Below are 19,143 nucleotides of genomic sequence, written 5' to 3'. Positions count from 1 at the left end.
CTTCAAGACCAACGCTCAATTCCCAAGTGACTCTTTCAAGATCGGAATTGCTTGCTCGATCGCGTTGCGCGTCAAAGCAAGATCGTCTTGAGTCAGCGCGAGCGATGGATACATTTTCCCAGGCGATTTAAAGACCCCATTTGCCCGCAGCGCATCATTGTACACTACATTCATTCTTGGATTATCATGACGCGCGGTTCGGTAATCGCGACACGGATTGTCTGTGAAAAAGAGATCGAACAAGGTTTCATCTCCGCAGATGCGGTGCGCGATCCCAGCATCGGTCAGCGCCTTAGATTGCATGTCTTGCAGGGCCGCACCGTGCTTGCGTAGCGTGTCATAGGCACCGTCGCGTTTTAGAACTTCCATCGTCTTAAGCCCTGCTGCTGCGGCGACCGGGTTGCCCGAAAGCGTGCCAAGTTGCATGAGCCATTTGTCAGCGCCAATAGCGTCTTTGTTAAAGTGCTGCATCACCTCCGAGCTGCCGCCAAGTGCGGCCAACGGAAACCCACCACCGATGATTTTGCCAAGCGTGCAGATGTCAGGGGTCACACCGTATTTCTCCTGCGCGCCACCATAGGCGAGGCGAAATCCTGTGACGATTTCGTCAAAAATCAAAAGCACGGAATGTTTGTCGCACAAATCGCGAAGCCCCTGAAGAAATCCTGGCATCGCAGGAATGATCCTTTGCAGCGGTTCAACTATGATCGCTGCAATGTCTGAGTGTTCGCTCATCAAGGCTGCGACGGCCTCAAGGTCATTGAAAGGCGCGATCAGCATCTGGTCTGCCACGCTTTGAGGGATGCCTGCGCTGTCGGGAACGGCTTGCGGAAAATTGGTCAGCATTGCGGGCGCAAGGCTCATCTGTGCTTCGGCACTCATGCCGTGATATCCGCCCTCAAATTTCAGGATCTTGTCACGCCCTGTGTAGGCACGGGCAAGGCGCATAGCGTACATATCTGCCTCGCCACCCGAGGCGACAAACCGGACCTGCTCACAGCAGGGCACTGCATCAACTATGGCTTCTGCCAACTCGATGCCTTTGGCGTTATTGGCAAAAAACGTCATGCCATTCGGCAGTTGCTCCAACACGGCTTCCATCACTTCTGGATGCCCATGCCCCAACAGCATCGGACCAGAACCGATCAGATAGTCAACATATTCACGGCCATCTTCATCCCAGACACGGCTACCTTTGCCGCGTGCGATGATGACGTTTGGATCAAAATTTCCGAAGCCTCCAGCAGGCAAGACCTTGAGAGCGCGTTCGATCCAGTCCGCTTGCGTGTGCAATCTATCCATAATGCGCAACTACCTCACCAAGCATTTCTTCATCAGGGTGAACGCCAAGGCCGGGTGTTTCAGGCAGGTGGAGGTGCCCGTCAATGTTTCGTGGACCGCGCCCCCCTGCGATATCGACCGTCAGCATATCTTGGCAGGCCCAGACGGCATGGCAGTTTGCGTCGGTGATTGTCGCTGCCAGATGCAGCGCCTCGGTGTCGGCCAGAACGGAACCGCCCGTAGCCATCACAAACATATCAATGCCGTGCGCCAAAGCGATGTCGCGCATGCGTGCGGCTTTGGTCAGGCCGCCGACGCGGTTTAGTTTGATGCCGAACACCTCGGCGCAGCCATCCCGCGCGATACGTGCGGCGTCTTGCAACGTCACAAGTGCCTCGTCGACTGAAACGGGTGCTGCATGTTTGCCGCTGATGGCAGCGATATCATCCAAGCTTTCGCAGGGCTGCTCGAACATGACTTGCAAATCTTGGGTCGCGTGCATCACCCGCAGCGCCTGTTGTCGGGTCCAGCCACGATTGACGTCATAGAGCACGATTTCGCCGGGCAGTCGGATGCTTTCGACATCGCGGACGCGTGCGATATCGCGCTCCACATCGCCGCCGATCTTAACGGAATGGGCGACATAGCCCCGCTGCCTGTAGCGGTCCAAAACCGCCCGGGTCTCATCAATGGTTTTAGCACCGACAGAAGATGCAATCGGGCGCGGGGTCCGTGACCCGCCACCCATCAGATCGGCAATAGGGACGCCAGCGGCCTGTCCAGCAATATCCCAACACGCCATATCAATTGGTGATTTCGCATAGAGATGACCAGGCAAGGCAAGGTCCATCGCACGCTCAACATCCAATACACGGCGCGGATCAAGGCCAAGGATAAACGGGGCCATCGTCTCAATACCCGCGCGGATGCCTGGTCCGTGGGCAGGCACATAGGTATGGCCCCAAGGTGTGCCTTCGCCCCAACCAACAAGCCCGTCATCGGTCTCGATTTTGACCAGCGTTGCGTCGAGAACTTCGAACTTTAGCCGCCCACCGGACAGCCAATAAGGGTGCTCGAGCGGTAAATCGACTTGGTAGACGGAGATACGTGATATCTTCATGGGGTCACCACAATGTTTCCGGTGTGTTGCTTGGCGATAAAAGCTGCTTGGGCCTCTCGTAGTTCGGCCAGCGGGTAAGTGGCTGCAAGGGACGGCTTTATCTCTTTGGCTTCGATATAGCCTACAAGATTTGCGGTTACTTCGGGGTCAATCACGGTGGAACCCGTAAAGGTAAGATCGCGCAAATAGAACGTGCGCAAATCAAGATCGACCATTGGACCAGCAATCGCACCGGAGCAGGTATAGCGCCCACCCCGCTCGAGAATATCAATCAATGTTGACCAATAAGGTCCGCCCACGACATCCGCGACCACAGTAATTTTGTCTGAACCCAACGCGGTGCGAAGGTTTTCTGGCGAACGAGGCAAAACCACATCCGCGCCAAGGGCCGTGACATCCGCGTGTTTAGCTTCGGACGCGAGTGCGATCACACGTGCCCCGCGCCGTTTCGCCAATTGCACCAAAGCCCCGCCAACACCACCCGATGCGCCTGGCACCAGCACCGTATCGGCCTTTGTAACATTGGCGCGGGTCAACATCCCTTCAGCAGTTGAATAAGAGCATGAGAAGGTTGCCAGTTCAGCGTCTGAAAAATCGGACAGAATGGCGATCGCATTGCGCGACGGGATCGTCGTGAATTCGGCAAAACCACCATCACGTTCTGATCCGAAGTAGCCCGTCTTGTTCTTGTCCAAAGGATCGTCGGCATCACGCAGCCAGTTGTCCGTTATGATCCGGTCTCCGATGCGCGCTGGGTCGACTTGCGCGCCAACCGACACGATCTCGCCGCAGACATCGGCACCTTGGATCCGCGGAAAGCTGATGGGCGCGCCGCCCCAAGTCGGGTCCTCGTCGGAGACTTCATTAAAAGCGCCACCGGTAGTGGCCTCAGAAACAGCCTTGGAATACCAGCCCGAACGCGTGTTGACGTCCGTATTGTTGAGCCCGCAAGCCAGCACGCGGATCAATACCTCGTCCGCAGCGGGAACGGGTCGTGGCCAGTTTTCGTGCAACTCGATCTGGTCCAGATCGCCGTGTCCCATCGTGACCATCGCGCACATTTTTTCGGGTAATGTCATTGCGGCTCCTTTGCTGTGCTATCGACACGAGGCAAAAGGCTTTGTGGATCATACGCGGCCTCACCCAATACTTTGGCGGCGCGGGGCTCGCCTGCGATGACTACCTTTAGGGATGTTCCCGGCGTGGCGGCATGTGGCTTGATATATGCGAAAGCCAGAATTTTGCCGACTGTATGCCCATAGGCCACCGATGCCGTCGACCCGACAACTGCCCCCTCCAACAGCACTGCCTCGCCGCCATGACCATCCTCGACACCGTCAGGTTCGATTTCCAAATAGGCACAAATCCACGGCAGATCATCCGCATTTGCAAGTGTCTGCTCTTTGCCCAGATACGCCTTGTCAGAACGCACAAATCGCATCACGTCTGCCTCTGGCAAGGTAACCTCGTTGGTGAGTTCGCCCGCACCTTTAAAACCCTTCTCCATCCGCATGACGTTCATCGCAAATGACCCGTAGTTGGTAATCCCATGCGCTTCGCCTGCCGCCCAGAGTGCGGTGTAGACGTCCAGACAGGCAGCAAATGGCATGTGGAATTCCCAGCCCAACTCCCCCGCGTAAGACATCCGGAATGCCCATACCTTGTGACCGGAAACTGTGATTTCTTGCGCCGAAAGCCAGCGAAAAGATGCGTTATCGAGTGGGGTATCCGTGCAAGCCGCCAAGACATCACGTGCCTTTGGGCCGTTCAGGGACAGGGCCGACCAATCCGATGAAAGTGCCGTGATACTCACGGTCTCATCACGTTGGTTGTGGTTGAGATGATCCAGTAGCCGTTGTTCAAAGAATGCAGCACAAACAAGGTAATAGCTATCCTCACCCATCTTGACGATAGTCGTTTCCAACTCGATCCGCCCGCGACGGTTCAGCATATGGGTCAGCGTGATCGATCCCACCTTTTGCGGCATCTTGTTGGCCGTCAAACGGTCCAGCAGGTCATGGGCGCCCGCGCCACTGACCAACACTTTGGTAAAGGCAGTCACGTCCATAATGCCAACCGCTTCGCGCACGGCTTTGACTTCGGCACCGACCATGTCGTGCACTGCATTGCGCCGGAATGAATAGTGGTCTTCTTGCGCCACTCCATCGCGGGCAAACCAGCGGGGGCGTTCAAACCCGTAAACCTCTTCGTGAACTGCGCCTTTGGAATTCAGCAAGTCATACAGCGGTGACGGCTTGATCGGGCGGCCCGCGAGGCGGTTGAAATGCGGGAAAGGGATCTCGTGGCGCAGGCAGTAGTCTTCTTCAGCTTTGACGACCTGCCATTCTTTGTTTGCGTAGCTGCCAAAGCGGCGCGGGTCATAATCGCGCATCGAGATATCAGCCGCGCCGTGCACCATCCAACGCGCCAATTCGCGCGTCAGCCCCGGCCCCCAGCCGATACCGATCTGCGTACCGCAACAGCACCAATAGTTCTGCACACCGGGTGCGGGTCCAATCAACGGATTGCCATCAGGGGGATGTGAAATCGCGCCGTGCACTTCGCGCGTGATGCCAAGGTCCGCAAAAATTGGCATCCGGTTCAGGCTTTCCTCAAGCCACGGCATGACGCGATCATAGTCAGCATCGAACAGCCAGTTTTCATAATCCCAAGGACATTCGTCGTGCCAAACAGAATTTGGATTGGCCTTTTCGTAGATCCCAATCAGCCCCCGCTTTTGCTCCATCCTGATGTAGCCTGACACCTTTTTGTCGTCTCGAATAACGGGGAGCTCGCGGTCAAGACTCTCAAACTCCGGAACGTTTTCAGTGACAAAATAGTGGTGTGTCATTGACGTCATCGGTAATTGCAGGCCCGACCATTCGCCCATTTGGCGCGCATAAGTGCCGCCCGCATTGACGACATGCTCGCAGGTGATCACTCCCTTCTCGGTCTCTACAATCCACTCGCCATTCGCCGCTTGGGTGATGTTCGTCGCGCGGCAATGGCGCACAATACGCGCGCCTTTTTGGCGCGCACCCGCTGCCATGGCCATCGTAACGTTCGATGGGTCCACGTGACCGTCATCAGGCGTGTACAAAGCCCCTATGACACCTTCGAGATTATAGAACGGATGCAGTTCAGCGACCTTTTCCGGCCCGACCAGTTCAATGTTGAAGCCTAATGAACGCCCCACAGACAGGGTATGGCGCAGCCAATCCATCTCATCCTCGGTATAGGCAAGACGGAAGGATCCGCAGCCATGCCACGTGACGGGCTGGCCGGTCTCGGTCTCGAGCCCGCCAGAATACAGCCCGATGTTGTAGTCCACACATTTGCCCAGCCCGAATGAGCTGGTCGAATGGGTGATCTGGCCCGCCGCGTGCCAAGTGCTGCCGCTGGTCAGTTCCGCCTTTTCAAGCAGCACAACATCGTCCCAGCCTTCATGTGCAAGATGGTACGCAAGGCCACAGCCCATGACACCGCCGCCCACAATGACGACCTTCGCGTGGGTCGGGAAATTTTGTTCAGCCACGCAGCACCTCATGTGTAAAAAGTCCTCGACAGGTTAAGCGGACAAATATACCATCGTCAATAATGAATAGTACAAACGTATCATCAAAGATTCTGGAGCGCCTCGCAGACGAGCTTTCGGACCTCACACCAGAGGCGAGAAAGGCCGCAACTTATGTGCTGGAAAACCCGCGTGATGTGGGAGTGTCTACGGTCCGTGAAATCGCGCAAGCCGCAAACGTTAAGCCAAACACCGTCGTGCGCATGGCGCGCCAAGTCGGGTTTGAAGGCTACGAGGATTTTCGCCAGCCGTTTCGTGATGCAATCCGGCGCGGTGATGCCAATTTCCCTGATCGGGTGCGTTGGTTGCAAGATATCCGCAAGTCAGGTGATCTGGGCGGTATCTATGCGGACATGGTCCAAGGCGCATTGAGCAATATCGAAGACACGTTTGCAGGCATTTCCGTCGAGAATCTGGTTGCCGCCGCCGAAGCCATTTGGGCCTCGCGCAATGTCTACACGCTGGGTGTCGGGGTGAACAATTCCAACGCCCGCAATTTCACCTATCTCGCCTCCACGGGCATGACCCAGTTTCATGCTATTCCACGTGCAGGATCGACTCCCATTGATGATCTTGCATGGGCCGATAAACGCGACGTTTTGATCGCCATCACCTGCAAGCCCTACCGCCGCGAAGTGGTCGAAGCAGTGCGTGTCGCCAATGAACAAGGGATCACGGTGATTGGAATTTCAGACAGCCCCGCCAGCCCGATCATTCGCAAAGCCGACCATGGATTTGTCGTGTCAGCTGAAACGCCACAATTCTTCCCGTCGTCCGTCAGCACCATTGCAATCTTAGAAACGCTTTTGTCATTTGTGATTGCGGTTTCCAGCGATGAAATGGTGGGGCGAGTCGAGAAGTTTCATGAAAGGCGCCATAGCCTTGGACTTTATGATGAGGGTTTGAATGACTGACCCGGTAAAATCTCTCGACGCGCGCTACTACATTGATCCGCAGGTGTTTGACATCGAACGCGCAGGCCTTCTGGCCCGCACATGGCAGTTTGGCTGCCACTCATCAGAACTTGTCGAAACAGGGTGCTACACAACATTTGAGATTGCGGGCGAAAGCCTGTTTGCGATCCGTGGACGTGATGACAAAATACGGGTGTTCTACAATGTCTGCCAGCACCGCGCGCACCAGCTTGTCAGCGGATCAGGCACGACCCGCGTCGTCGTGTGCCCCTACCACGCGTGGACCTATGAACTGACGGGCGAATTACGGGCTGGTCCGAATATCAAGGCGGTCGAAGGGTTCGACAAATCCACTGTTTGCCTCAATGAAGTGCGCGTCGAAGAGTTCCTTGGTTTCGTCTTTGTGAATCTTGATCCAGATGCCAAGCCGATGGAAGACTGGTTCCCACGCGCACGCGTCGAGTTAGAAGAGTGGGTGCCCAACTGGGCCGACCTCAAGCCGCTGGAATGGGTGGAAATACCAGAGAACTGCAATTGGAAAGTCTCGGTCGAGAATTATTCTGAATGCTACCACTGCTCGTTGAATCACCCTACGTTTGCGAGCGGCGTGGTGAAGCCAGAAACCTACGACATCCAACCCCAAGGCCAGTGCCTGCGTCACACAACCGAATGCCAAAGCCTTGATCGCATGACCTACGACATTCAGTCGGGCTTTAAGCATTTTGATGAATATTCCAGCTGGTTCCTGTGGCCGATGTTCAGCTTTCAGGTCTATCCGGGCAATGTGCTGAATACCTATCACTGGCGCGCCATCAGTGCGACGCAAGTGATCTTGTGGCGGGGTTGGTATTCTTTGGACGGCGAAGACAACGAGGCCGTGCGTAAGCTCGCCCAGCAAGACCGCGCAACAACGGTGGAAGAAGACATTCATCTGGTGGAATCCGTGCAACGTGGGCTCGGATCGCGCGGCTACCGGCCCGGACCTTTGGTCGTGGACCCCAAAGGCGGTGTTAATTCAGAGCATCCCGTAATGCATCTTCAGCGCTGGATGCGGGAGGCCATTGACGGCGACCAGCAGACCTAAACAGCCCGAAGCGAATAACAAAAAACACAAGGATTTGCGGCGATGAAAGACTATTGGCAAAACTACATCGACGGCGCTTGGGTTGATGGCGGCGCGGGCCGCATTGATGTGATCAATCCTGGCACGGGTGAAAAGCTGGCCCAGCACGCACTGGCCGACGCAGCAGACGTTGACCGCGCCGTCCTGGCCGCACGGCGCGTTCACCTGTCGGGCGAGCTGTCCGATCTTCGCCCCGTCGAACGGGGTCGCATGGTCCAAGCCATGGGGCGCTTCCTGCTCGAAAACATCGACGACATCGCACCAGTTCTGACGCTTGAGCAAGGCAAACCGCTGTGGGAAAGCCGGATAGAAGTTGAGGGTGCTGCACGCTATTTCGAATACTACGGCAATCAAGCCGAGACGGTCGAAGGGCGTTCAATCCCATTGGGTGCCGGGTATTTTGACTTTACAACCTATGAACCTTTTGGCGTGTCAGCCCAAATCATTCCGTGGAATTACCCGCTTGAGATGACAGCGCGATCCCTGTCCGCAGCTCTTGCGACAGGCAACACGGTCGTGATCAAAACACCCGAATTGACGCCACTAACAAACGCATGGTTCGCTCATGCCGCCGAGGCCGTGGGTTTGCCGAAAGGCGCTGTGAATATCTTGTGCGGTTTGGGACATGAGGCGGGTGCCGCACTTTCCGCGCATCCTCAGGTGAACCAGATCGTGTTCACCGGATCGGTGCAAACAGGCATCGCAATCGCGTCCGCCGCCGCCAAGAACGTCGTGCCATGTGTCTTGGAACTTGGCGGGAAATCTGCTGCCATCGTGCATGACGACGCCGATCTTGCAGCTTTTGAAAACGACGTTCGGTGGGGCATTTATTTCAATGCAGGACAAGTCTGTTCGGCAATGTCGCGGGTGATTGCCCACGACAGCATTCACGATGAATTGGTCGAGCGGATTGTCGGTGTTGCCCAATCGCTCAAGGTCGGTCCCGGCATTGAGCAGCCCGAATTTGGCCCGACAATGGGTGCGATGGTATCCGATGCACAGCGTGACCGTGCGGTTGGCATGATCACAGCGGCTGTCAGCGAAGGTGCAAAAATCGCGACGGGTGGGCACAAGATGAACATCCCCGGTGCGTTCCTTGAACCTACTGTCCTGACCGACGTCACCCCTAACATGAACATCGCAAATGAAGAGGTCTTTGGCCCCGTTCTGTCTGTGCTTAAGTTCAATACTGACGCGCAGGCAATCGAGATCGCCAATGGGACGCCCTATGGTCTCGTCGGTGGGGTGTTTACCAATGATCTAAACCGCGCGACCCAAGCCGCCCGTCAGATCCGCGCAGGTCAGGTTTTTGTCAACGAATGGTACGCTGGCGGTGTCGAGACGCCTTTCGGCGGCTACGGAAGGTCTGGCTATGGGCGTGAAAAGGGTCGCGAAGCCCTTTGGAATTATGTGCAGACCAAGAACGTCGCAATCAAACTTAAAGGATAAAACATGAGCACTTTTGATGAAGACTTGTTCCTCAAGGGGTTAGAGCAACGCAAGGCAACTCTTGGCGCACAATACGTTGAAAAGAATCTCGCCGCTGCGGATGACTTTACGCGGCCATTTCAAGAAGCGATGACGGCTTGGTGTTGGGGTTTTGGTTGGGGTGACGACGTGATCGACGCCAAAACGCGCTCAATGATGAACCTGTCTATGATCGGTGCGCTTGGGAAAATGGCCGAATGGGAAACCCATTGCAAAGGGGCATTAAACAATGGCGTCTCAAAAGAAGAAATCCGGGCGATCATCCACGTCATCGGTATCTATTGCGGCGTCCCACAAGCGCTTGAGTGTTTTCGGGTCGCGCGCAAGGTTCTCGACGACACTGCTTAGTGCCGAATGGTCGATACCATACGATTTCCATCAAATGTTTGGCCAATAGTTTCGAAGGGTTTGGATTCGAGACGACGCTGATAGTCAGCGCAAAGCAAATCACGCGACTAAACTGGCGCGGCCCGATTGCGGACATTCGTGCTCGTTGCAGCATCGGTCAAAATGGGCTCCTTCTTGCCGCTAGCCGCAGGAAAGATGAATGGCCGGTTTGAAGTTTAACGACATGGCCCCTGCCGGTGCGTGCCTCCGCAAAGGCTTATGGAATCCACATCTTTGCAAGCAGGTTGCCCTGCTGCAAACCGCCTCTACGGACTGTGTTTCAAAAGCGCAGCCAGGAAGGCAATCACATCCTCAGGCGTTGTTGCCTTGGCCTTCGCCAATCTCTCAGGACACAATGGAGGGTCAATAAAAGCGACCGCGTCTCGCTCATTAATCCATAGGATCGACAGCTCCGAGGTCTCCCAAGCGTACACCCAACCAACCGTTTGCTTGCCATTGGGTCCAATCAGTCGAGCAACGGGTGATGCTTCTTCGTCAAAATGGGTCACTATCTAATTCACTTTGGACTTGCTGTCGGATGTCGGAACGCCGGAAAACAACTTAGTTTTGTGGGATTGAGGGGTTATCTTCGAGCGGTGGCGCGAGAAATTCGCGGGCTAGAGACCGCCTCGGCTTGAATATTTTTGATCATGAATTCTGAGAGGTACTTCGGCCCCTTTTGGTAAATTGACGTTGTCAAAATTCATGCCCAACCCTCACGTGCAACTTCCACTTTGTACTCGCCCATCATGGCGCTGGACCCCAATTCGGGAAATTATCAGCCGAAGACAATAGTCTACCATCCGAATGTAGAATATATTGCGTGGTTAAATACTCTACATCTGGGCTCTGCCTTTGGCATGAAGCTACGGATACAACTTGGTCTAAATATTCAAGAGGCGCGCCGATCCAAAGGGTTCAGCCAGGAAACCCTTGCGCATCGCGCGGACATTGATCGCGGCTATATTGGCAAGATCGAGAACGCAAAGCACGCCGCGTCGATCGATATGGTTGAAGCGATTGCCGAGGCATTGGGCGTTGAGGCACGAGACCTTCTCAATCCCAGATTCTGAGTGCTTTTCGACAAGCCCCTGCATTCCATAACTATGGCCCAACCAATCCATGGAACCTTCCATACTCTTCGCTGACTTCACGCGCTTCCTGAAACGCGCGCGCCCGTTCCTCGTCGAGGCAGCGTAAATAACTCTGTATATCCTGAATGTAGATCTCGAAGTCGTTCCGAATAAGATTAGCATATTCTTGAGCAGCTTGCGGATCGTTTGGGACGAAGGGCCGTTGCGGAGCGAGACAGGTAGCACTGTTGGCCGAACTTCCAAGCAAAGCACTCAATAGTATAACCTGCGGGACCAAATGCAGTAGCTTCATCTTTCGCCAAGAATCCTTTATATGACGCGGCATGGCAAGGCCCTCGGACCGATCAGACCGAGGGCAAATACTACATCAGAATCGCAATAATATACCTTGCGTTTCATTAATATACTTTCGTATGTTCGTGATGTCCATGGTGGGCATGGCGATCCTACGTCTCGAGAAAAGAGAAGTGTGATCGCAGTTATGAACTGGGAAGTAGAAGCACCGAATGTGGTCACTGAGGCTAGATTCCGCGATCTCGTGGAAAGCGGCTATAGCGCCGAGATCCTGTGCCAGGAAACTGCGCACAAGAAAGGTCCGAGCTATTATGGGATCTGGATCATGCGCGCCGTCTCTGACGATGGCGTGGAAAAGCTATTGGTCACGGCTCGGACCCGCACAACTCACAACGATATCAAAATCCGCGAATTCAAAACCATCACGGGCGTTGTCTCGTTCCTGGTTGGCATCGGCTTCTCGCATGCCGATGTCCCGCTCGAAGAAGGACAGCGGACCACGCATAAACTCATTGCGCCCGTCAAAGGCAGCAGCGACTAGCCTTCTCTTCATTTGGATGCTTGCGCCACCTGCAGCAGCCCAAATGGTTCTGGTCATGGAGAGCGACGGCTCGCTGACCGCCACGCAATCGCAAAACAGCTTTGCTCGGAACTACAACGACGGCGTAGGCCAAGGCTCGGCGGCCGATGCGCTCGCGATATTTGACGAACCTGATGTTGTCCCAGCAACAGAAGAAATACGCATCGCCGCCGTCGCGCCGCGTGCTCCCCTGCCCCGCGCAGACGTTCTTTCGGCGATTGAGGCCACAGCGCTGCGCTACGGCAGCCATACCGGCCTGCGCCGCGCGGGACTTTCGGTTTCAGATTGGCTCATCCTCTTCCGCGCCAACATCGAAATCGAAAGCGCCTATCGTCAGACTGCGGTTTCCAGCGCTGGCGCCATCGGTCTTGGCCAGCTGATGCCAGCGACAGCGCGCGACCTTGGCGTCGATCCACGCGATCCCCTCCAGAACCTCGATGGTTCTGCCCGCTATCTCGCGATGATGCTGGAACTGTTCGGCGATCCGCGCCTCGCCTTGGCGGCCTACAACGCAGGCCCCGATGCCGTGCGCCAATATGGCGGAATACCCCCTTACCGAGAAACCCAAAATCATGTGGCCCGCGTCATGGCGGTGGTCGCTCGACTGGAAGGAACAAACCCATGAATGCAGCGAATGTCTCCTTCGACGGGCCGCGATGCAGCAATGAGGTAGCGTCGCCAACGGCCGCAATGGGCCGTGAGTGACGCCACAATCGAGACGGATCACGTAGGATACCGCGATGCGGAGAACGGCAGGAACGAGCCCATAGAAGAAGTGCTGATTTTTCGCTGCGCGCGCTCGCAGCACGATTTATGCTGCATTGGCGATAGCCTCGATTCCGCAATGCGGCGTAGGAAGCGGCTATTCACCCACTTTGCAGCAACTTTGGGTGGTCAAGGATCGCGTTGCGGAGAATTCAGGCCTACGCTGCACATTCACCAATGGGCGCAATTGGCAGATCTCGCACGTCGTTTAGCGCCACAGATTCGCTTTTGTCCGACAGGATTCACAATGTCTTCCCGTCATTTCTTTGTTCGCGGCCTCTTTAGGCACAGACACAAAGATCAACTGTGATTTCTGATTTTTTAAATTTTTACAACATGTTACCTGGCATTTGTCGATATCTTTTTAGATAATAAAAAATGTGAAAATTCATCTGGACTTCGTAAACATCTGATGTTTAATCTAATTGCATGAATGAGATGTTGTACTACGATCTGAAGGATGCGAGCGGGGTTGCTCCCGGGCTCGCGATGCAAGTGTCGCGGGAGTTGGGACGCCGCATTGTCGCGGGTCATTACAAGGAAGACGCTTTGATCGAGGATGAGGGGAAACTCTCGGAACGGTTTGGGGTTAGTAAGTCCGTGATCCGCGAAGGTGTTAAGCTTTTGGTTGGCAAGGGATTGCTGGAAGTGAAGCGCGGCAGTGGAACGCGGGTGCGGCGTCGGGCGAGCTGGGCTTTGTTAGATGACGATGTGTTGGCGTGGCACCTGTCCGTCGATCCAAAGCCTGCGTTTTTGCGCCAATTGCTGGATATGCGCCAGATGATGGAACCCAAGGCCGCTGGCTGGGCCGCGCAGCACGGCACAGATGCGCAGCATGCAGACATCGAAGCCGCACAAATTCGCATGGAAGACGAATCTCACTCTATCGAAGATTTTGTGGTGGCCGACGCCCTGTTTCACCGCGGGATACTGCGTGCTGCAAACAACGAGCTTCTATTGTCGATGGAGGGGGTGATCTTTTCCGCCCTGCTCAGCTCGATCCGATTGACAAATCGTGATCCACGAGAAAACGCCAATTCAATTCCCTTTCACCGCAAGGTTCTTGAGGCAATCAAGGCGCGGGATCATGCGCTTGCAGAAGAAATGATGACAGCTCACTTGGCTGACACAAGCCAACGTCTTGAGAGTGCATTGAGCAACATGCCTGGAGGGGCATAGAGGAGCGACGCCCAATTGGGCAAGCAAATCGCTAACCCGCGGTGGAGCGCGGGTTAGTGGGTGGCAGCACGACACCGGATTCAATCAACGTCGTGCTACCGGATCCACCCCAAAATATCGGGGAAACCACCAGACGAAAAGGCGCTCTAAAGAGCGTCAAAACATCAACAAGGAGGATACGATGTTTTCTAATCTAAAAAAAGGTCTTCTCGCGACGACCATGCTGGCGAGTGCGACACTCGTCGCGCAATCCGCGTCAGCCGAAGACATGGTTGCACTGTTGCTGCCAGAGAACGTGAACCCACGCTGGGAGCAGCAGGACGCAGCAGCGTTTTTGAGCACGATGGCTGAGATTGCCCCCGACGTGAGAGTTGAGGTCTTCAACGCCAACAACGACACATCTGTTCAGCAGCGTCAGGCCGAGCAAGCTTTAACACAAGGCGCAAAGGTACTGGTTGTTATTCCGATTGACGGTGAAAGCTCTGCGATTATCGCAGATTCTGCTGCAGAAGAGGGCATTCCTACGGTTGCCTACGACCGGATGATCAATTCGCCAAATACTCTTGTATGGGTACAGGCGGATATGTTTGCGACGGGTGCCGCTCAAGCGCAGCACGTCGTAGACAACACAAGCGAAGGCGACACACTCGTGCTGCTTAAAGGGTCTCCAACAGATCCAAACGCAGCCGTTATCCATGCGGGTCAGGTTTCTGTTCTTGAGCCTCTTTTCGCGTCAGGTGAGCGCGTTATGGGCTATGAGAACTGGACCCCGGGCTGGGACCCGGCCATTGCGCGTCGGTCCATGGATCAGGCTTTGACCCAGCTTAGCAACAATGTGCAAGGTGTGGTCTCGTCAAATGACGGCAACGCCGGTGCGGCCATTGAAGCAATGGAAGAGCAAGGCATGGCAGGGACCGTTCCGGTTTCCGGTCTTGACTGCACGGTTCAGGCGCAGCAGCTCATGTTGCTTGGGAAACAGACACAATGTGGCTGGCGTCCTTTGCACGAGATGGCCGCTGCGGCAGCGCAAGTGACTGTGCGCATGCTGGAAGGCACGGACTATTCTGATCTGGCTACTGAAGTTGTTCAGAACGCTGGTGGCAATGATGTCGCGTTCGTTCCAGTAGATAGCTATTCGGCAGTCGGTGCCGAAGGTGTTGCCTATGTGATCGAAAACGATCCTTCCATCACAAAAGACATGGTCTGTCAGGGCGAAGCCGCTGCCACAGATTTCTGTCAGTAGCAGGAAATCAGATGTCTGATAACAGCAATAAGGTGGGGCCATCGGCCCCACCCCCTCACCTACGCGTGAGCGGTATTCACAAACGATTTGGTGGCGTTCATGCCTTGCGCGGCATCGACTTTGAAGTCGCCCGAGGGGAAGTCATGGCACTGGTTGGTGACAACGGTGCAGGCAAGTCAACTCTTATGAAGGTTTTGGCTGGAGCACATTCTGCCAACGAGGGTCAGTTCTTCATGGATGAAACCCCTGTGAGTGTGAATACCCCTCACGACGCAAGCGCCTTGGGCATTCAGATTGTCTATCAAGATCTCGCGCTCTGTGAAAATCTGGATGTGGCTGCGAACCTGTCGTTAGGCGCTGAGCCCGTGAAACCCGGATGGTCGTTTTTGCCCCGCTTGCTGCGCCCACTTGATGACCTCGAGATGGAAGTGAAGGCACAGGACGCCATCGATCGCCTACAGGTCCGCACATTGCAATCCATTCGCGCCAAAGTCGGTGGTCTGTCCGGCGGTCAACGTCAGGCTATCGCGATTGCGCGCGCCGTCGGTGCAGATGGCACAGTCGTGATGCTCGATGAGCCAACGGCAGCGCTCGGCGTGGCTCAGACCCGGCAGGTTCTCGACGTCGTTAAACGGCTGCGCGATACCAATCACGCGGTCATCTACATCTCTCACAACATGCGCGACATCTTTGAGGTTGCGGACCGAATTTGCGTTCTCCGTCACGGCGGCAATGTCGCGACGTGGAGAAAAGACGATATCACCCCTGATGAGATTGTCGCGGCGATGACGCGCGGCCTGGATGACGAGGCCGGAAATGCAGCCTGAACACAAACTTACATTCATCGACCGACTGCGGATCATGCGTGAAACAAAGTTAGGCGCCTTTGTGCCGGTGCTGTTGGCGCTTGCGGCGATCTGGGCTTACTTCGGCCTTGCGGTTCCGCTGTGGGAATACTGGGGCGACGCGGATGCCGAAAGCATTCGGTTTGTTTTCCTCAGCCCTCGAAACATCTACAACTTGTTCATGCAATCAGCTGTGATTGCCACGCTCGCTGTTGGTATTACTATGGTCTTGCTCTTGGGCGACATCGACCTGTCAGCCGCCGCGACCGCTGGCGTTTGTGCGGCGTTGCTAGGTGTGCTGGTTCTTGCCGGTGTGCCCGGCCCAATTGCCTGCCTGATCGTGATGGGTGTCGGCATTATTATGGGGACGGCACAGGGCATTCTTGTGGCATATGTTGGTATCCCGTCGTTTGTGGTGACGCTTGCGGGGCTTCTGGGCTTTCAGGGCCTAATGCAGAAAATCCTTCCCACTGGAAACCTCAATGTTAGCGATCCTTTCGTGCGCGGATTTGCACGTGTGCTGTTGCCCGATGCATTGGGATGGGTGCTGGCGCTGGCTTGTATTGTGGTCTTTGCCTATCTTTCTCTGCGCAGACAATCGCAGCGCAAGACACGTGGGGTTGAACTTGACAGTCCATTCGCTGTTTGGGGACAAATCGCCTTCTTCGGCGTTTTGATGGTGGCAACGGTCGCGACACTAAATGCCTACCGTTCGGTTCCTTTGCTCATTGTTTTGCTGATGGTGATCACTGCGCTTGTCGGCTGGATTACCACGTCGACACCTTATGGCCGTTCTCTGTTTTCGGTTGGCGGCAATGCAGAAAGCGCGCGGCGTGTGGGCATGAATGTCAAACGGATCCGCGTTTCTGCTTTTGCCATTGTTGGGCTTATGGCGGCGATCGGCGGCATTTTTGGTGCCTCCCGTTTTGGCTCTGTTTCCTACACAGCTTTTGCGGGCGGCTCGCTTCTTCTGGAATCAATCGGTGCAGCTGTCATCGGAGGGACGTCGCTGTTCGGCGGGCGTGGATCGGTCTGGAACGCCATCCTTGGAGCGCTGGTTATCGGTTCACTTGGCAACGGGTTGGACCTGTCAGGCGCGAGTGCGGCCGATAAGCTGATGTTCTCCGGCGCGATCCTGTTGCTGGCTGTGGCTATTGATGCGGTGTCCCGTTCGGGCACTTCAGAGAGGTAATCCGTCATGTTGAATGAAAACGACAGACCTACTCTGGATGCAGTCCTTGATGAACTGATCCCCCAGAGCGGAGACGGTGGCATCCCCGGAGCGGGCGCATTGGGTGTGGCGGAGTTTCTCCCGACCGCTCATGCCTATGCACCCGATCCGGTTGGATCCGTGCGGACGATCCTGAACGCGATCTCGGCCAATTTCACGACCCTACCACGTGATGAGAAAATCGCGGATTTGAAACGTGTAGAAGCGGCAAACGTTCAAGCTTTCGAGACGCTCGTTCGGCTAACCTACATGGGTTACTACAGCCGCCCTGACACGCGCCCCTATGTTGGCGTCGGAGCGCATCCCATCCACCCCAAGGGCTATCCGGTCGACCGCGAAAGTGCGGACTTCATGGACAAATTGACGGCACCAGTGCGTGCGCGAGGAAAGGTCTATCGCGATGCAAAATGACCCTGTCGATGTTTTAATTATTGGTGCCGGAGCATCGGGCGCAGCCATTGCCTGGTCGCTTTTGGAAACTCGGATGCGCATTTTGTGCTTGGAACAAGGTCCGCGTCTTGAAGACAAAGACTTCCCCAGCCGCGATGATAACTATGAACTGGCCCGCTACGGTGAGTTCTCCTGCGATCCCAATGTGCGTCGGTTGAAGCAGGACTATCCGATTAATGCGGATGACAGCTGTATCATGCCGGTAAACTTCAATGCGGTCGGTGGTTCCACGATTAACTTTCTGGGCCATTGGCCTCGAATGAAGCCTTCCGATTTCCGCACCAAGTCGCTTGATGGCGTCGGTGAAGATTGGCCGGTCGATTACGAAACGCTTGCCCCATTCTATGATATGAACGACCGCGTCACGGGCGTGTCGGGTTTAGGTGGAAACCCTGCCTATCCAGATTACACGCCAGAACTGCCACCGATCCCGTTGGGCAAGTTGGGTCAGTCGCTCGCGAGAGGGTTCAATGAAAAGGGCTATCACTGGTGGCCTTCTGATGTGTCGATCCTCAGTCAGGACCACGATGGGCGACAAAAATGCGTGAACGCGGGCACCTGTGATCTAGGGTGCAGTGTCGGCGCAAAGGGCGGCACCAACTTCACGTACTGGCCAGTGCTCGAAAACGCAGGGGTTGAGCTGCGTTCGGAATGTCGCGTGCGTGAAATCCTTGTGGATGAAAAGACCGGGATGGCCACGGGTGTGTTGTATCATGGCGCGGACGGACAAGTTCACGAACAGCGTACTGAATTGGTTGTCGTCGCATGTAATGGCGTCGGCACGCCGCGCCTGTTGTTAAACTCGAAATCCAAAGCTTTCCCTGAAGGGCTCGCAAATCGCAACGGCATGGTCGGGAAAAACCTGATGTTCCATCCCCTGACAGGGGTTTCCGGAGTCTTTGATGAACCGATGTTGGGGCACGAAGGACCGATGGCCTGTTCGATCCTGAGCCAAGAGTTCTATGAAACGGACCCAAGCCGAGGTTTTGTGCGGGGGTATGGATTGCATTCGGGGCGCTCCACAACGCCGATGACCTATGCGCTTGGCGGGTATGGCATCGACAATCCGATCCCGTGGGGGGCGGAGCATCGCGAGATTATGGACAACGTCTATCCTTATCTTGCTGGTTTGACTGTCGTCTGTGAGGATCTGCCCGAAGAGCACAACTGCGTCACGCTCGACCCGGACTTGACCGACAGCGATGGCATCCCCGCGCCGAAAATCACCTATCGTTTAGGCGAAAATACCCGCAAAATGCTGCGCCACGGAGAAGAACGCGCGACGGATATCTTGCTGGCTGCAGGTGCGAAGAAAGTTCTGACCAAAGCTGACGGCAAAGTGTGGTGGCGCGCGGGTTGGCATCAAATGGGCACTTGCCGGATGGGCAAGGATCCCAAAACGTCGGTGGTGAATGGCTGGGGGCGCAGTCACGACGTCAAGAACCTGTTCATCGTCGATGGCTCGATCTTTCCAACAGCTGGCGCAGTCAATCCGACCTCCACAATTCAGGCGATGGCTCTTTACGTCGGCGACAGCATTAAAACCAATATTGAAACCCTATTTGACTAAGGTCC

The 19,143-nt window shown here is 55.4% G+C and carries 18 protein-coding genes; 13 read left to right on the top strand and 5 right to left on the bottom strand.

What is annotated here, in order from left to right:
• Window positions 1-15 precede the first annotated feature (15 nt).
• The 4 genes from C1J03_RS24915 to C1J03_RS24900 are packed head-to-tail and all read right to left on the bottom strand — an operon-like array spanning window position 16 to window position 5,936.
• Window positions 16-1,302, bottom strand: coding sequence for an aspartate aminotransferase family protein (locus C1J03_RS24915; protein WP_114889436.1), 1,287 nt, complete (start codon window positions 1,300-1,302; stop codon window positions 16-18).
• Window positions 1,295-2,401 (bottom strand): mandelate racemase/muconate lactonizing enzyme family protein, encoded by a 1,107-nt coding sequence (locus C1J03_RS24910; protein ID WP_114889435.1) that lies wholly within the window; start codon window positions 2,399-2,401, stop codon window positions 1,295-1,297. Before C1J03_RS24910 ends, C1J03_RS24915 begins: the two co-directional genes overlap by 8 nt.
• Complete coding sequence (locus C1J03_RS24905; RefSeq protein ID WP_254694330.1) at window positions 2,398-3,480, bottom strand: alcohol dehydrogenase family protein; 1,083 nt, start codon at window positions 3,478-3,480, stop codon at window positions 2,398-2,400. The genes C1J03_RS24910 and C1J03_RS24905 overlap by 4 nt, the downstream gene beginning before the upstream one ends.
• On the bottom strand, window positions 3,477-5,936 hold the full coding sequence (locus tag C1J03_RS24900; RefSeq protein WP_302661635.1) for an FAD-dependent oxidoreductase: 2,460 nt from the start codon (window positions 5,934-5,936) through the stop codon (window positions 3,477-3,479). The genes C1J03_RS24905 and C1J03_RS24900 overlap by 4 nt, the downstream gene beginning before the upstream one ends.
• Before the next feature lie 62 nt (window positions 5,937-5,998).
• Here C1J03_RS24900 and C1J03_RS24895 point away from each other — a divergent pair, with 62 nt between their 5' ends.
• The 5 genes from C1J03_RS24895 to C1J03_RS24870 all read left to right on the top strand — a co-directional run bounded on the left by C1J03_RS24895 (window position 5,999) and on the right by C1J03_RS24870 (window position 10,960).
• Complete coding sequence (locus C1J03_RS24895) at window positions 5,999-6,889, top strand: MurR/RpiR family transcriptional regulator (protein ID WP_114889433.1); 891 nt, start codon at window positions 5,999-6,001, stop codon at window positions 6,887-6,889.
• Entirely contained in the window at window positions 6,882-7,973 is a 1,092-nt protein-coding gene (locus C1J03_RS24890) for an aromatic ring-hydroxylating oxygenase subunit alpha (protein WP_114889432.1), read from the top strand. Before C1J03_RS24895 ends, C1J03_RS24890 begins: the two co-directional genes overlap by 8 nt.
• Before the next feature lie 42 nt (window positions 7,974-8,015).
• Window positions 8,016-9,461 carry an aldehyde dehydrogenase family protein gene (locus C1J03_RS24885; RefSeq protein WP_114889431.1) on the top strand — a complete coding sequence of 482 codons (1,446 nt, stop codon included), beginning with the start codon at window positions 8,016-8,018 and terminating at the stop codon, window positions 9,459-9,461.
• Window positions 9,462-9,464: 3 nt separating this feature from the next.
• Window positions 9,465-9,848, top strand: a complete 384-nt coding sequence (locus tag C1J03_RS24880; RefSeq protein WP_114889430.1) for a carboxymuconolactone decarboxylase family protein — start codon at window positions 9,465-9,467, stop codon at window positions 9,846-9,848.
• A gap of 899 nt (window positions 9,849-10,747) precedes the next feature.
• Entirely contained in the window at window positions 10,748-10,960 is a 213-nt protein-coding gene (locus tag C1J03_RS24870) for a helix-turn-helix domain-containing protein (protein WP_114889428.1), read from the top strand.
• Between the two features lie 31 nt (window positions 10,961-10,991).
• Here the strand turns inward: C1J03_RS24870 and C1J03_RS25915 are convergent, their stop codons facing one another.
• A complete protein-coding gene (locus C1J03_RS25915; RefSeq protein ID WP_254694329.1) occupies window positions 10,992-11,273 on the bottom strand; it encodes a hypothetical protein in 282 nt (93 codons plus the stop codon).
• Window positions 11,274-11,462: 189 nt separating this feature from the next.
• On the opposite strand from C1J03_RS25915, the gene C1J03_RS24860 reads away from it, so the two are divergent.
• From C1J03_RS24860 to C1J03_RS24825, 8 genes are all read left to right on the top strand, one after another.
• Window positions 11,463-11,816: a hypothetical protein gene (locus C1J03_RS24860; RefSeq protein ID WP_114889427.1), complete on the top strand. Its 354-nt coding sequence runs from the start codon at window positions 11,463-11,465 to the stop codon at window positions 11,814-11,816.
• A gap of 43 nt (window positions 11,817-11,859) precedes the next feature.
• Entirely contained in the window at window positions 11,860-12,480 is a 621-nt protein-coding gene (locus C1J03_RS24855) for a lytic transglycosylase domain-containing protein (RefSeq protein WP_114889483.1), read from the top strand.
• A gap of 569 nt (window positions 12,481-13,049) precedes the next feature.
• Complete coding sequence (locus C1J03_RS24850; protein WP_114889426.1) at window positions 13,050-13,799, top strand: FadR/GntR family transcriptional regulator; 750 nt, start codon at window positions 13,050-13,052, stop codon at window positions 13,797-13,799.
• A gap of 181 nt (window positions 13,800-13,980) precedes the next feature.
• The gene (locus C1J03_RS24845) at window positions 13,981-15,042 is read left to right on the top strand and encodes an ABC transporter substrate-binding protein (RefSeq protein WP_114889425.1); all 1,062 of its coding nucleotides are present in this window, start codon (window positions 13,981-13,983) and stop codon (window positions 15,040-15,042) included.
• Window positions 15,043-15,053: 11 nt separating this feature from the next.
• Window positions 15,054-15,869 carry an ATP-binding cassette domain-containing protein gene (locus C1J03_RS24840; RefSeq protein ID WP_114889424.1) on the top strand — a complete coding sequence of 272 codons (816 nt, stop codon included), beginning with the start codon at window positions 15,054-15,056 and terminating at the stop codon, window positions 15,867-15,869.
• Entirely contained in the window at window positions 15,859-17,079 is a 1,221-nt protein-coding gene (locus C1J03_RS24835; protein ID WP_114889423.1) for a sugar ABC transporter permease, read from the top strand. Before C1J03_RS24840 ends, C1J03_RS24835 begins: the two co-directional genes overlap by 11 nt.
• 6 nt (window positions 17,080-17,085) lie before the next feature.
• Window positions 17,086-17,529 (top strand): gluconate 2-dehydrogenase subunit 3 family protein, encoded by a 444-nt coding sequence (locus tag C1J03_RS24830; protein WP_114889422.1) that lies wholly within the window; start codon window positions 17,086-17,088, stop codon window positions 17,527-17,529.
• The gene (locus C1J03_RS24825; protein ID WP_114889421.1) at window positions 17,519-19,138 is read left to right on the top strand and encodes a GMC family oxidoreductase; all 1,620 of its coding nucleotides are present in this window, start codon (window positions 17,519-17,521) and stop codon (window positions 19,136-19,138) included. Before C1J03_RS24830 ends, C1J03_RS24825 begins: the two co-directional genes overlap by 11 nt.
• Window positions 19,139-19,143: the final 5 nt, after the last annotated feature.

The sequence above is a fragment of the Sulfitobacter sp. SK012 genome, assembly GCF_003352085.1.
GTDB lineage: Bacteria > Pseudomonadota > Alphaproteobacteria > Rhodobacterales > Rhodobacteraceae > Sulfitobacter.
This window is presented reverse-complemented; position numbering and strand designations above follow the sequence as displayed.

Coding starts and splice junctions, on each gene's coding strand:
- C1J03_RS24845 (WP_114889425.1), top strand. CDS start 13,981: ATGTTTTCTAATCTAAAAAAAGGTCTTCTCGCGACGACCATGCTGGCG.
- C1J03_RS24905 (WP_254694330.1), bottom strand. CDS start 3,480: ATGACATTACCCGAAAAAATGTGCGCGATGGTCACGATGGGACACGGC.
- C1J03_RS24910 (WP_114889435.1), bottom strand. CDS start 2,401: ATGAAGATATCACGTATCTCCGTCTACCAAGTCGATTTACCGCTCGAG.
- C1J03_RS24840 (WP_114889424.1), top strand. CDS start 15,054: ATGTCTGATAACAGCAATAAGGTGGGGCCATCGGCCCCACCCCCTCAC.
- C1J03_RS24830 (WP_114889422.1), top strand. CDS start 17,086: ATGTTGAATGAAAACGACAGACCTACTCTGGATGCAGTCCTTGATGAA.
- C1J03_RS24825 (WP_114889421.1), top strand. CDS start 17,519: ATGCAAAATGACCCTGTCGATGTTTTAATTATTGGTGCCGGAGCATCG.
- C1J03_RS24915 (WP_114889436.1), bottom strand. CDS start 1,302: ATGGATAGATTGCACACGCAAGCGGACTGGATCGAACGCGCTCTCAAG.
- C1J03_RS24850 (WP_114889426.1), top strand. CDS start 13,050: ATGAATGAGATGTTGTACTACGATCTGAAGGATGCGAGCGGGGTTGCT.
- C1J03_RS24885 (WP_114889431.1), top strand. CDS start 8,016: ATGAAAGACTATTGGCAAAACTACATCGACGGCGCTTGGGTTGATGGC.
- C1J03_RS24880 (WP_114889430.1), top strand. CDS start 9,465: ATGAGCACTTTTGATGAAGACTTGTTCCTCAAGGGGTTAGAGCAACGC.
- C1J03_RS24860 (WP_114889427.1), top strand. CDS start 11,463: ATGAACTGGGAAGTAGAAGCACCGAATGTGGTCACTGAGGCTAGATTC.
- C1J03_RS24895 (WP_114889433.1), top strand. CDS start 5,999: ATGAATAGTACAAACGTATCATCAAAGATTCTGGAGCGCCTCGCAGAC.
- C1J03_RS24855 (WP_114889483.1), top strand. CDS start 11,860: ATGGTTCTGGTCATGGAGAGCGACGGCTCGCTGACCGCCACGCAATCG.
- C1J03_RS25915 (WP_254694329.1), bottom strand. CDS start 11,273: ATGAAGCTACTGCATTTGGTCCCGCAGGTTATACTATTGAGTGCTTTG.
- C1J03_RS24890 (WP_114889432.1), top strand. CDS start 6,882: ATGACTGACCCGGTAAAATCTCTCGACGCGCGCTACTACATTGATCCG.
- C1J03_RS24835 (WP_114889423.1), top strand. CDS start 15,859: ATGCAGCCTGAACACAAACTTACATTCATCGACCGACTGCGGATCATG.
- C1J03_RS24870 (WP_114889428.1), top strand. CDS start 10,748: ATGAAGCTACGGATACAACTTGGTCTAAATATTCAAGAGGCGCGCCGA.